The sequence below is a fragment of the Streptomyces tubercidicus genome (assembly GCF_027497495.1).
Taxonomy (GTDB): domain Bacteria; phylum Actinomycetota; class Actinomycetes; order Streptomycetales; family Streptomycetaceae; genus Streptomyces; species Streptomyces tubercidicus.
The window spans coordinates 2,513,633-2,526,697 of record NZ_CP114205.1 but is presented as its reverse complement, the minus strand read 5'-3'; the positions used below and the strand labels follow the sequence as shown (position 1 = coordinate 2,526,697).

Annotated in this window: 8 protein-coding genes; 2 read left to right on the top strand and 6 right to left on the bottom strand. The window is 71.7% G+C overall.

What is annotated here, in order from left to right:
* Window positions 1-195: 195 nt before the first annotated feature.
* A complete protein-coding gene (locus STRTU_RS10615; RefSeq protein WP_159743314.1) occupies window positions 196-1,221 on the top strand; it encodes an ATP-dependent 6-phosphofructokinase in 1,026 nt (341 codons plus the stop codon).
* 92 nt (window positions 1,222-1,313) lie between these two features.
* On the opposite strand, the gene STRTU_RS10610 is transcribed toward STRTU_RS10615, so the two are convergent.
* The 4 genes from STRTU_RS10610 to STRTU_RS10595 form a co-directional block, all read right to left on the bottom strand.
* Complete coding sequence (locus STRTU_RS10610; protein ID WP_159743313.1) at window positions 1,314-3,863, bottom strand: ABC transporter permease; 2,550 nt, start codon at window positions 3,861-3,863, stop codon at window positions 1,314-1,316.
* An 81-nt stretch (window positions 3,864-3,944) separates the two neighbouring features.
* Window positions 3,945-4,745, bottom strand: coding sequence for an ABC transporter ATP-binding protein (locus tag STRTU_RS10605; protein WP_159743312.1), 801 nt, complete (start codon window positions 4,743-4,745; stop codon window positions 3,945-3,947).
* A 181-nt stretch (window positions 4,746-4,926) separates the two neighbouring features.
* Window positions 4,927-5,607 (bottom strand): response regulator, encoded by a 681-nt coding sequence (locus tag STRTU_RS10600; RefSeq protein WP_159743311.1) that lies wholly within the window; start codon window positions 5,605-5,607, stop codon window positions 4,927-4,929.
* Window positions 5,608-5,656: 49 nt separating this feature from the next.
* Window positions 5,657-7,318, bottom strand: a complete 1,662-nt coding sequence (locus STRTU_RS10595; protein ID WP_159743310.1) for a sensor histidine kinase — start codon at window positions 7,316-7,318, stop codon at window positions 5,657-5,659.
* A gap of 165 nt (window positions 7,319-7,483) precedes the next feature.
* On the opposite strand from STRTU_RS10595, the gene STRTU_RS10590 reads away from it, so the two are divergent.
* The gene (locus STRTU_RS10590; protein ID WP_159743309.1) at window positions 7,484-8,902 is read left to right on the top strand and encodes a cation:dicarboxylate symporter family transporter; all 1,419 of its coding nucleotides are present in this window, start codon (window positions 7,484-7,486) and stop codon (window positions 8,900-8,902) included.
* Between the two features lie 64 nt (window positions 8,903-8,966).
* Here the strand turns inward: STRTU_RS10590 and glgB are convergent, their stop codons facing one another.
* The gene (glgB, locus tag STRTU_RS10585; RefSeq protein ID WP_159746825.1) at window positions 8,967-11,141 is read right to left on the bottom strand and encodes a 1,4-alpha-glucan branching enzyme; all 2,175 of its coding nucleotides are present in this window, start codon (window positions 11,139-11,141) and stop codon (window positions 8,967-8,969) included.
* Window positions 11,142-11,504: 363 nt separating this feature from the next.
* Window positions 11,505-13,013, bottom strand: coding sequence for a maltokinase N-terminal cap-like domain-containing protein (locus STRTU_RS10580; RefSeq protein WP_174878839.1), 1,509 nt, complete (start codon window positions 13,011-13,013; stop codon window positions 11,505-11,507).
* Window positions 13,014-13,065 lie beyond the last annotated feature (52 nt).

Below are 13,065 nucleotides of genomic sequence, written 5' to 3'. Positions count from 1 at the left end.
AAATTCAGCCGTTATTGTGGGCTTGCCCCTCTTGACAATACCTGCGGCTCTGGATAGGCCGCTCTCCCAGTTTCCCTTGCGGCGCGGGTGCGGGGACAGTAGGGGGAAGGTCCGTGTGCGGGGAGGGCCGGGCCGCCCGTGAAACAATCGGACCGGCTCACACGAACCAACAGCGAGCACAGGAGACACAGCACGATGCGTATCGGAGTCCTCACCGCAGGCGGCGACTGCCCTGGTCTGAACGCTGTGATCCGGTCTGTTGTCCACCGTGCCCTCACCGGACACGGTGACGAGGTCATCGGTTTCGAGGACGGTTTCAAGGGTCTGCTCGAAGGGCGCTTCCGCAAGCTCGACCTGGACGCCGTCAGCGGCATCCTCGCCCGCGGTGGCACCATCCTCGGCTCGTCCCGGCTGGAGCGCAACCGCCTCCGCGAGGCATGTGAGAAGTCCAAGGATCTCTCCAAGGATTACGGCATCGACGTGCTGATCCCGATCGGCGGCGAGGGCACGCTCACCGCCGCCCGGATGCTCGCGGACGCCGGAATGCCGGTCGTCGGCGTCCCCAAGACCATCGACAACGACATCTCCTCCACCGACCGCACCTTCGGCTTCGACACCGCCGTCGGCGTCGCGACCGAGGCGATCGACCGTCTGAAGACCACCGCGGAGTCGCATCAGCGGGTCATGGTCGTCGAGGTGATGGGACGGCACGCGGGCTGGATCGCGCTGGAGTCCGGGATGGCCGGCGGCGCCCACGGCATCTGTCTGCCCGAGCGCCCCTTCGACGTCGACGACCTGGTCACGATGGTCGAGGAGCGGTTCTCCCGGGGCAAGAAGTTCGCGGTCGTCTGTGTCGCGGAGGGCGCCCACCCCGCCGAAGAGACCATGGACTACAAGAAGGGCGCGATCGACCAGTTCGGTCACGAGCGGTTCTCCGGCATCGGCAACCACCTCGCCATCGAGCTGGAGAAGCGCCTCGGCAAGGAGGCCCGGCCGGTCATTCTCGGCCATGTCCAGCGCGGCGGTACCCCCACCGCGTACGACCGGGTGCTCGCCACCCGCTTCGGCTGGCACGCCGTCGAGGCCGCCCACCGCGGCGACTTCGGCAGGATGACCGCACTGCGCGGCACCGACATCACCATGGTGCCGCTGGCCGAGGCGGTCACCGAGCTCAAGACGGTGCCGGATTGGCGGATGGACGAGGCCGAGTCGGTCTTCTGAGGCCCGGTCCTCCCCCGGAAAAACAGCGGCGGCGCGCCTGTCCTCGGCCGAGGACAGGCGCGCCGCCTTTGTGGGGGGTGGCGGTCAGAGGGTCACTGGGCGCCGATGGCCTCCAGCATGTTCAGCCGGGCCGCCCGGCGGGCCGGCCACAACGCGGCCAGCATGCCCACGACCAGCGCGATCAGTACGAACAGCGCGAGCCGGCCCCAGGGCAGCAGCAGCTCGTAGGTCGGCAGGCCCTGGCTGACCAGGTTGCCGGCGGCCCAGGAGCAGAAGACACCCACCGCGATGCCCAGGCCCGCGCCGAACAGCGCGATGACCACCGACTCCAGCCGGACCATCTGCTTGATGCCGCTGCGGGCCAGGCCGATCGCCCGCAGCATCCCGATCTCACGGGTCCGCTCGAAGACCGACATGGCGAGGGTGTTGACGACGCCCACCACCGCGATGATGACGGCCATGCCCAGCAGCCCGTAGGAGACGTTGAGCACCATGTCGATGCTCGCGGCGTTCTCCTTGCGCAGGTCGGCGTGGTCCTGGACCTTCAGCAGCGGGCTGTCGCCGAGGGCGTGCCGGATCTGCTTCGCCAGCTCCTCCGACGGGCCCTCCTGGGCCTTCACCAGCAGCGTGTCGACCATCGGCACGAGCTGGTGCGGCGCCGCCAGCGAGGTGGCGCCGATCGAGTCGCCGAGCAGCTGGTTGTCCGCGTAGATTCCGACGATCTTGAGCTTCGCCTTCTTCTTGTCGAAGAAGGTGGCGTCCAGGGTGTCGCCGGTCTGCCAGCCCTTCATCTTGGCCATCTCCTGAGAGACCGCGATGTCGTTGCCTCTGGCGCCCTTCAACGAACCGCTGATGAAGTCCAGTTGGGTGACCTTGCCGATCGTGCCGAGGTCGGTGCCCATCAGGGCCATGGTGGAATTCGGGGTCTCGAAGCCCGTACTGCGCAGCGGAGCCGCCGCCTCGACGCCCGGGACGTCCGCCACCTTCTGCGACAGCTCGGGGTTCAGACCGGAGGACGTGGCCCCGATCTTGTAGTCGGCCTTCAGGCCCTGGGCCGTCATCTTGTCCATGGCCTGCCCGGCCGAGTTCCCGACGACCGTCATACCGGTGATCAGGGTGAGGCCGATCATCAGCGCCGAGGCGGTCGCCGCCGTACGGCGGGGGTTGCGCAGCGTGTTCTCCTTGGCCAGCTTGCCGCTGATGCCGAAGAGCCGGGTGGTGACGACGCCCGCCAGCGAGACCAGCGGTCGGGACAGCATCGGCGCGAGGATGATGACGCCGGTCAGCGTCAGCATTCCGCCCACCATCGCGATCGGCAGGTCGTCGGCGTCCTTCAGCGTGGAGACGTAGCACATGGTCGCGATGCCGAGGCCGGTGATGACCGCGCCGAGGCAGTTGCGGAGCACCAGGCTGCGCAGGGCCGGCGGCGCCTCGACGGTGTTGAGCGCCTCCACCGGGGCGATCTTCGCCGCCTTGCGGGACGGCAGCCAGGCGGCCAGTACGGTCACCACGACGCCCACACCGAGCGCGGAGAGCACCGCGGTCGGGCTGATGACGACCGGTCCGTCCGGGAAGCCCGCGCCATTGGCGTCGAGCACCGCCCGCAGGCCCACCGCGAGGCCGGTGCCCAGCGCGAATCCGACGGCCGACGAGATCAGGCCCAGCAGGGCCGCCTCCGCGAGTACCGAGCGCACGACCTGACGGCGGGAGGCGCCGATCGCGCGCATCAGGGCGATCTCCCGGCTGCGCTGGGAGATCAGCATGGTGAAGGTGTTGGCGATGATGAAGACGCCGACGAACAGCGCGATCCCGGCAAAGGTCAGCAGTGTCTGGGTCAGGGCCTCGTTCTGGCTGGCGACCATCCTGGACTGCTCGGCGGCGAGTTCGGTGCCGCTGGTCGCCGTGGCGCGGTCCTTGGGCAGCACCTCGCTGACCTTGGCGGTCAGTGCCTGCTGATCGGCGCCGGGCGCGGCACCGATCACCAGCTCGTCGAACTGGCCGGGGTGCAGGAACAGCTTCTGCGCGGTGGCGGTGTCGAAGAGCGTCAGGCTGCCGCCCGCGGTGACCTGCGGGTCGTCGGTGGAGACGATGCCGACCAGCTTCTTCGTCAGCACCGGGCCGTCGGTGGCGAGCCGCACGGTGTCACCGATCTTGCGGCCGGACGCCTTCGCGGTCGCCTCGTCCAGCGCGATCTCGTTGCCGGCGGCCGGTCCGCGGCCCTTCAGCAGCGGGTAGCGGGGGTCGTGACCGTCCTTGTCCGGCTGGAAGTTGGCGGCGAGGTTCTGCCAGTCGTGGCCGAGCGGCACATTGTCCGGGCCGGCGACGGTGGCCGTGCCGTTGACATTGCTGCGTACGGACTGCACGCCGGGCAGTACGCGGATTTTGTCCGCCAGCTTTTCGTCGACAAGGGTGGTCCGCTTGCCGTCCTTGCCGACGTCCGGGGAGTTGTCGGCGGCCTCGGCCTGGACGGAGACGGCCACCCCGTCGAGGTTCTTCTCGGACGCCTTCTTGACGGCCGAGCTGATGGTGTCACTGAAGATGAGGGTGCCGGCGACGAAGGCGACGCCGAGCAGGACCGCGAGCGCGGTCATCATCAATCGGGCTTTGTGCGCAAGCACGTTGCGCAGGGCGGTTCGCAGCATGGTGGTGGTGTCAGTCCTGGTCCGGTGGCTCGGGATGAAGGGCGGCGCGCCGGGGAGCGCGGTGGTGCGGGGTGCCGGGCGTCAGCTCGTACGTCCCTTGGCTTCGAAGAGCCGCATCCGGTCCAGGACGGTGTCCGCGGTCGGCTCGTGCAGCTCCTCGACGATGTGACCGTCGGCGAGGAAGACCACCCGGTCCGCATAGCCCGCGGCGACCGGGTCATGAGTGACCATCACCACCGTCTGCTGCATCGCCCGCACCGACTCCCGCAGGAAGCCCAGCACTTCGGCGCCCGAGCGGGAGTCGAGGTTGCCGGTCGGCTCGTCCGCGAAGATGATCTCCGGCTGGGCGGCCAGCGCCCGCGCGACCGCCACCCGCTGCTGCTGGCCGCCGGAGAGCTGGGCCGGCCGGTGCGACAGCCGCCCGGACAGGCCGACCGTCTCGATGACGCGGCCGACCCACTCCCGGTCCGGCTTACGGCCCGCGATGTCCATCGGCAGCGTGATGTTCTCCTGCGCGGTCAGCGTCGGCAGCAGATTGAACGCCTGGAAGATGAAGCCGATCTTGTCCCGGCGCAGCCGCGTCAGCTCCTTGTCCTTCAGCGACGCCAGCTCCACATCGCCGATCACGGCCGAGCCGGAGGAGATCGTGTCCAGCCCCGCCATGCAGTGCATCAGCGTCGACTTGCCGGAGCCGGAGGGCCCCATGATGGCGGTGAACCGGCCCTTGGCGAACTCGACCGAGACGGAGTCCAGCGCGACCACACGGGTCTCCCCCTGGCCGTAGACCTTGCTGAGATCTGTGGCGCGGGCGGCGACGGCAGCGGTGGCGCGGGTGGAGGCGGGGGAACCGGGGAAGCCCGGGTAAGCGGCCGCGTGGGACACGGGGACTCCTGGAGAAGGAACGGAAGTTTTCGACGTTCCTATTCTTGAAGGCGCAGGTCAGCGCGTCCTCCCCCAACGGTCTCGAAAGCCGGACCAGCCGGAAGTGCCATCACCCGCCCCGGCGTCATTCTCTGGATGGACGACCGTCCGTCCAGCGGCTTACGGGAGACCTCAGCAGCGGTCAGTGGCCCGACCAGCGATAGCGCAGTTCCGGGCGGCCGACCTGGCCGTACTGGGGGGCGCGGGCGGCCCGGCCGCTCTCCACGAGATGTTCGAGGTAACGGCGGGCGGTGATCCGCGAGATGCCCACATCGGCGGCCGCCTCGGTGGCCGTCAGCCCGCTCCCGGAGTCCCGCAGCACCGTGGTCACGGCGTGCAGGGTGGCCGCGGTCAGCCCCTTGGGCAGCGCGGCCGGACGCGGTGCGCGCAGCGCGGCGATCGCCCGGTCCACCTCGTCCTGCCCGCTGGCCTCGCCGGTCGCGGCCCGGAACTCCGCGTAGCGGGTGAGCCGGTCGCGCAGCGTGGCGAAGGTGAACGGCTTGAGGACGTACTGCACCACACCGAGCGAGACCCCCTCGCGCACCATCGCCAGATCCCGGGCGGAGGTGACCGCGATGATGTCGGCGGTGTGCCCGGCCGCGCGCAGCGTACGCACCAACTGGAGCCCGTGGCCGTCGGGCAGGTAGAGGTCGAGCAGCAGCAGATCGACGGCGTGCTGTTCGAGGTGGCGGCGGGCGCCGGCACCGGAATGCACGGTGCCGGAGACGGTGAAGCCCGGCACCCGCCCGACGTACAGGGCATGCGCATCGGCCGCGACCGGATCGTCCTCGACGACGAGGACCCGGATATCGGAGGGAATCACCGGACCCACCCTCTCCCGGCCCGCCGGTCCGCGACGGGCGGCGCCCCGCTCATCTCGCCGCCCCCGCCCGCAGCAGCGGCAGCCGTACGGTGAACCGCGCGCCGCCCTCCGGTGCCCGGTCCAGGGTGACGGTGCCGCCGTTGCGGCGTACCGCCTGCTGGACCAGGGCCAGGCCCAGCCCGCGGCCCCGGGCGGGCGCGGTGGTGCCCGGCTTGGTGGTCCAGCCCCGGCGGAAGATCTCCTCCGCGGCGTCCGCGGCCACCCCGGGCCCGGTGTCCGCCACCCGCAGCAGCAGCTCGCCCCCGGCCGCCCGTGCGGTGACCCGCACCCGCGGCTCGATGGCGCCGCGCTCCGGGGTCGGCGCGGCGGCGTCGATGGCGTTGTCCACGAGATTGCCCAGCACGGTGACCAGATCGCGGGCCGGCAGACCGCGCGGCAGCAGCCCGTCATCGATCCGGCTGTCGGGCGTCAGCGTCAGTTCGACACCGCGCTCGTTGGCCTGCGCCGCCTTGCCGAGCAGCAGCGCCGCCAGCACCGGCTCGGCGACCGCGCCGACGACCTGGTCGGTCAGCGCCTGCGCCAGCTCCAGCTCCGCGGTGGCGAACTCCACGGCCTGCTCGGCGCGCCCCAGTTCGATCAGCGAGACCACGGCGTGCAGCCGGTTGGCGGCCTCGTGCGCCTGCGAGCGCAGCGCCTCGGTGACACCGCGTACCGAGTCCAACTCCCCGGAGAGCGCCTGGAGTTCGGTGTGATCGCGCAGGGTCACCACACTGCCGCGCCGCTCCCCGCCGGAGACCGGCGCGGAGTTGACGACCAGCACCCGCTCGCTGGTCAGCTGGAGTTCGTCGACCCGCGGGCCGGGCGCCAGCAGCGCCTCGGTCAGCGGCTCCGGCAGTCCCAGCTCCGTGACCTGGCGGCCCACCGCGTCGTCGGACAGCCCCAGCAGCTCCCGCCCGCCGTCGTTGATCAGGGCGACCCTGCGCCGCCCGTCGAGCATCAGCAGCCCCTCGCGTACGGCGTGCAGCGCGGCCTGGTGGTAGTCGTGCATCCGGCTGAGTTCCCCGGCGTTCATCCCGTGGGTGTGCCGCCGCAGCCGGGCGTTGATCACATACGTGCCCAGACCGCCGAGCGCCAGCGCGGCGGCGGCCACGCCCACCAGCGCCAGCACCTGGTCACGCAGCTGCGCACTGATCGTCTTGATGGTGATCCCGGAGCTGACCAGTGCCGTGATCCGGTTGCCGCGCCCGGGGTCGTGCACCGGCGCGACGACCCGTACGGACGGTCCGAGCACCCCCAGATGCGTCTCGGGGAAGATCTCGCCGCGCAGCGCCGGGCCGATGTGCCCGAAGTACTTCTTGCCGATCGCGGACGGCTCGGGGTGCGTCCAGCGGATGCCCCGGGGGGACATGATCACCACGAAGTCGACCCCCGCGTCGCGCCGCAGCCGTTCGCTGTACGGCTGGAGCGCGGCCGTCGGGTCCTTGGTGCGGGCCGCCGCCACGACCGCCGGGGAGTCGGCGACGGCGGTGGCCGCCGCGGTCGCCTGCCGCCGCGCGGTCTCCTCCGCCTGCCGGCCGGCGCTCACATATGCGAACACCGCGCAGCCCATGACGACCACCGCCACCAGCACGACCTGCATCGCGAAGAGCTGTCCGGCCAGGCTGCGGGGGCCGCGCAGCCGTCGGGGAGGCCGGGGTCGGGGGAGTCGCATGCAGGACAGTCTGCACGGTGAACGCAGAACCGTCTGCCCGGTCACTTTTGCGTGAACGAAATGCACGTAAGGGTGACGGGCGCCACAGCGCCATGCATAGTCACCGGAACCTGTTGTGTGACAGAGCCGCAGATCAGCGCACAGCCGTAGACCGAGGAGACAGCCGTGGCTGCACAGAGCCCACCGCCTGGGGGCACCACCGGGAAGACCGCGCCGGTGAAGCGGGACCGGACCCATTACCTCTACCTCGCCGTGATCGGCGCGGTACTGCTCGGCATCGTCGTGGGCTTCGCCGCGCCCGGTGTCGCGGTCCAGCTCAAGCCGCTCGGCACCGGGTTCGTGAACCTGATCAAGATGATGATCGCGCCGGTCATCTTCTGCACCATCGTGCTGGGCGTCGGCTCGGTGCGGAAGGCCGCCAAGGTCGGCACGGTCGGCGGGCTGGCCCTCGGCTACTTCATGGTGATGTCCACCGTCGCGCTGGCCATCGGCCTGGTCGTCGGCAATCTGCTGGACCCCGGGTCGGGCCTCCATCTGACCGAGACCGTCAAGCACGCCGGGCACGCCCAGACCGAGGGCGGCGGGGAGTCGCTGTCCGAATTCCTGCTGGGCATGATCCCCACCACGCTGGTCTCCGCCTTCACCCAGGAGCAGGTGCTCCAGACGCTGCTGGTGGCGCTGCTGGTCGGCTTCGGCCTCCAGTCGCTGGGCACGGCGGGCGAGCCGGTGCTGCGTGGTGTGGGGCACCTCCAGAAGCTGGTCTTCCGGGTGCTGGCCATGATCATGTGGGTGGCGCCGGTGGGTGCCTTCGGTGCCATCGCGGCGGTGGTCGGGGAGACCGGCCTGGACGCGCTGAAGTCGCTGGCCGTCATCATGGTCGGCTTCTACGTCACCTGTCTGCTGTTCGTGATCGTGGTGCTCGGCACGCTGCTCCGGCTGGTCGCCGGGGTCAACATCTTCCAGCTGCTGAAGTACCTCGGCCGGGAGTTCCTGCTGATCCTGTCCACCTCCTCCTCGGAGTCGGCGCTGCCCCGGCTGATCGCGAAGATGGAGCACCTGGGCGTCAGCAGGCCGGTGGTCGGCATCACCGTCCCCACCGGCTACAGCTTCAACCTCGACGGCACCGCCATCTACCTGACGATGTCCTCGCTGTTCGTCGCCGAGGCGATGGGCAAGCCGCTGCCGCTCGGCCAGCAGATCTCCCTGCTGGTGTTCATGGTCATCGCGTCGAAGGGGGCGGCCGGGGTCACCGGCGCGGGCCTGGCGACGCTGGCCGGCGGTCTGCAGTCGCACCGCCCCGAACTCGTCGACGGCGTCGGCCTGATCGTCGGTATCGACCGCTTCATGAGCGAGGCGCGCGCCCTGACCAACTTCGCCGGGAACGCGGTGGCCACCGTGCTGATCGGCACCTGGACCAAGGAGATCGACAAGGGCCGGGTGGCCGAGGTGCTCGCCGGTCAGGTGCCGTTCGACGAGCGCACGCTGGCCGCCGACGGGCACGGCGAGCCGGTCGCCGGGGAGGCCGCCGGGGAGGTCGTCGCACCGCGGGACGGCGGCGCGGAGAAGGAGTCCGCCAAGGTCTGACCCCCGGGTCGCGGAACGGGCGAAGGGGCGGGTGCCGGAAAGGGCGCCCGCCCCTTCGGTGTGCTCAGGAGGGCCGTAGCCAGATGGTGGCCAGTGGGGGCAGCACCGGTGCGAGGGAGGTGGCGCGGCCGTTCCAGGGGGTCGGTTCGGCCGTGAGGAGGCCGGGGTTGGCGACGCCGGAGCCGCCGTAGCGCGGGTCGTCGGTGTTGAGGACCTCGCGCCAGGAGGGGAGATGGCCGGGGACACCGAGCCGGTAGGCGCGGCGGACGACGGGGGAGAAGTTGGTGACCGAGATCAGCGGGGTGCCGTCGGCGGCGAAGCGCAGGAAGGGGAAGACATTGTCCTCGCTCGCGTCGCCGTCGATCCAGGAGAAACCGGCCGGGTCGGTGTCGCGTTCCCACAGCGCGGGCGTGGCGGCGTAATGCCGGTTCAGCTCGCGCACGAGATCGCGTACGCCCCGGTGGTCCGGCTCCGCCTCGTACGAGGAGTCGAGCAGCCACCAGTCCGGCCCATGGCTCTCCGCCCACTCCGCGCCCTGCGCGAACTCCTGCCCCATGAAGAGGAGTTGCTTGCCGGGGTGGGCCCACATGAAGCCGAGGTAGGCCCGGTGGCCGGCGCGCTGCTGCCACCAGTCACCGGGCATCTTCGACACCAGTGCGCGCTTGCCGTGCACCACCTCGTCATGGGAGATCGGCAGCACATAGTTCTCGGAGTAGGCGTAGATCATGGAGAAGGTCATCTCGCCGTGGTGGTACTTCCGGTGCACCGGATCCTTGGAGACATAGCCGAGGGAGTCGTGCATCCAGCCCATGTTCCACTTCAGCCCGAAGCCCAGCCCGCCGAAGCCGCCGGGCCCGGGGTGATGGGTGGCGCGGGTGACGCCGTCCCAGGCCGTGGACTCCTCGGCGATGGTGACGACACCGGGGCAGCGGCGGTAGACCGTCGCATTCATCTCCTGGAGGAAGGCCACCGCGTCGAGGTTCTCCCGGCCGCCGTGCGCGTTCGGCGTCCAGCCGCCGTCCTCGCGGGAGTAGTCGAGATACAGCATCGAGGCGACGGCGTCCACCCGGAGACCGTCGATATGGAACTCCTCGCACCAGTAGACGGCGTTGGCGACCAGGAAGTTACGGACCTCGGTGCGGCCGTAGTCGAACTCCAGGGTGCCCCAGTCCGGGTGCGCGGCCCGTGCCGGGTCCTGCGGCTCGTAGAGCGGGCGGCCGTCGAACTCCGCCAGCGCCCAGTCGTCGCGCGGGAAATGCGCCGGCACCCAGTCCATCAGCACCCCGATGCCGGCCCGGTGCAGCGCGTCGATCAGGAACCGGAAGTCGTCCGGGGTGCCCATCCGTGCGGTGGGCGCGTAGAACCCGGTCACCTGATAGCCCCAGGAGCCGCCGAAGGGATGCTCGGCGACCGGCATGAATTCGACGTGGGTGAAGCCCAGGTCCTTGACGTAGGCGGGCAGCTGCGCGGCCAGCTGGCGGTAGGTGAGGCCGGGGCGCCAGGAGGGGAGATGCACCTCGTAGACGGAGAACGGGGCCTCGTGCACGGGGCGCGCGCCGCGCCGGGCCATCCAGTCGGCGTCGGTCCAGCGGTAGTGCGAGGTCTCCACGACCGAGGCGGTGGCGGGCGGGCACTCGGTCCGCCGGGCCATCGGGTCGGCACGCAGGGTCCGGGAGCCGTCCGGCCGGGTGATCTCGAACTTGTACAGCTCGCCCTCGCCGAGCCCCGGGAGGAAGAGCTCCCAGACACCGGACGAGCCCAGCGAGCGCATCGGGAAGCCGGTGCCGTCCCAGTAGTTGAAGTTGCCGACGACCCGGACGCCCTGGGCATTGGGTGCCCAGACCGTGAAGCGGGTGCCGGTCACGCCCTGGTGCTCCATGATCCGCGCACCGAGCGCCTGCCACAGCTGCTCGTGGCGGCCCTCACCGAACAGATGCAGATCCAGCTCGCCGAGCGCGGGCAGAAAGCGGTAGGGGTCCCGTACGGTCACGGTGTCGTCGCCGTAGTCGACCAGCAGCTCGTAGTCCGGGACGGTGCGCAGCGGCAGCACCCCGGCGAACAGCCCGTCCCCCTCGGCGGGCAGCTCGGCACGCAGCCCCTTCGCCAGGACGGTCACGCCCTTCGCATACGGCCGCAGGACCCGCAGCAGCAGCCCGCCGCGCACGGGATGGGCGCCGAGCAGCCCGTGCGGATCGTGATGGGCACCGTCCAGCAGCCGCCCGCGGTCCTCGTCGGACAGCGGGGCGGCGGCCCGGACCCCGTGGCTGCCCTGCGCCCGCTCCGTACGGGGCGGACCCGCGGGGGCGCCGGTGCGGCCGGGCGCCGCGGCCGGGTCCCGGAGGCCGGACGGGCGGGCGGCGAAGGTGGCACCGGCGGTGCCCCCGCCCGGCGACGCGGCGCCGGTGGCGGGCGGCCGGGGCGTGGCCGCGTGGCCGGACCGCCCCGCCGCGCTGTCGTGGGTCGCGCCCCGGGCGGGCGCGGTGTCGGGAGGGGTGGGGCGGAACGGGCGGGTCACGAGAGGGCCTCCTCGGGGCAAGGCGGGGCATCGGTCGGGTCTCGGGGGCGGACGGGCGGCGGTACGGCGCTTCGGCTGCGGCGCCCCTCACCCCCGGCCGTCGGGCCCGGCGGCCCGGTACGGCCCGGCCCCGTCCAGCCCCACGACCCGCTCCCCGCCCGCCGCCAGGCGCCGGATGGCGGCCATCGGGACGGCCAGCCAGTCGGGGCGGTGCCGGGCCTCGTAGAGCACTTCGTAGACGGCCTTGTCGGTCTCGTAGGCGCGCATCAGTTCGGGCGCGGAGCGCGGATCGAGCCCGCCGGCCTCCGCGTAGCCGAGGCAGTAGGCGTCCCGGGTGCGCCGCGCCCACTCCAGCGACCAGGGGTCACCGCCCGCCGGACCGCTGCGCGCGGCATAGTCGAAGGACCGCAGCATCGCCGCGACATCGCGCACCGCGGGCTGCGGCCGGCGCCGCTCGGCCAGCGGGCGGGCCGGTTCGCCCTCGAAGTCGATCAGCGACCAGCGGCCCTCGTCGGCGGAGCGCAGTGTCTGGCCCAGGTGCAGATCGCCGTGGATGCGCTGGGCGGCCCAGCTGCGGCCGTCGTGGCCGATCGCGGCCAGCGCGTCGAAGGCGGTGCGCAGCTGGGCGCGGTAGGGCTGGAGCACGGGCACGGCGCGGGCGGTGGCCGCCAGCCGCTCGGTCATCTGGGCGGCGATCACCTCCAGCTGGGGGCGGCGCAGCTCGGTGGTGGGCAGCGTCTGGGCGAGCGCGGTGTGCACCTCGGCGGTGGCATGGCCGAGCGCCCGCGCCGAGCCGGTGAAGTCGGCGCGTACGGCCAGCGCGTTGAGCGCCAGCTGCCAGCCGTCCGCCGACCCCGGCAGGAAGGGCTGCAGCACCCCCAGCGTCGTCGGCTCGCCGCCCTCCTCGGGGGCCGCCGACTCGAACCACGCCGCGGGGGCGGGCACCCGTGCGCATTTGGCGTCCGCGAGCGCGCGCGGCAGCTCCAGGTCCGGGTTGATGCCCGGCGCGATCCGCCGGAAGACCTTCAGGATGAAGGAATCGCCGTAGACGATCGAGGAGTTGGACTGCTCGACGGCGATCGGCCGGCCCGGCAGCCCGGAGGGGATCTCGGCATCGGGCTCACGGCAGAAGCGCAGTGCGCCGAGCCGGCCCGGGACCCGCAGCCGCTCCAGCAGCAGCCCGCACAGCCGGCTGTCGAGCAGCGCGTCATAGACCGTACGGCCGCACAGCGGACCGCGGCCGGGACGCCCGATGACGGCGGGCGCCAGCTGGGGGGACGGCGCCGGGTGCACCCCCAGCAGCAGCTGGTAGCAGTCGCCGCCGGAGGGCGTACGGCTCGGCGGTGCGCTCTGCTGGGCGCGGACGAGCAGTTGCAGCAGGCCCGGTGCGGTGCCGTCGCCGGTGCACGGCAGCAGCTCGGTCGCCGAGAGCAGGCTGAAGCCGGTGATCAGCCGCCCCTTGCCGGCGAACCAGCGCTGGCGTGGCACCCAGTCGGCGAGCAGGGGGACCAGTGAGGACAGCAGATCGGGAGCGGCGACGAGCGGGCGGCGATCAGGGGTGTTTCGGGTGGCACGGGTCGAGGCGGTGTCCGACATGGCGTCGCGTCCTTTCCCCGGGCACACGACATATAGGGCAAAGTGTCCCGGA

Coding starts and splice junctions, on each gene's coding strand:
- STRTU_RS10580 (WP_174878839.1), bottom strand. CDS start 13,013: ATGTCGGACACCGCCTCGACCCGTGCCACCCGAAACACCCCTGATCGC.
- STRTU_RS10595 (WP_159743310.1), bottom strand. CDS start 7,318: ATGCGACTCCCCCGACCCCGGCCTCCCCGACGGCTGCGCGGCCCCCGC.
- STRTU_RS10615 (WP_159743314.1), top strand. CDS start 196: ATGCGTATCGGAGTCCTCACCGCAGGCGGCGACTGCCCTGGTCTGAAC.
- STRTU_RS10610 (WP_159743313.1), bottom strand. CDS start 3,863: ATGCTGCGAACCGCCCTGCGCAACGTGCTTGCGCACAAAGCCCGATTG.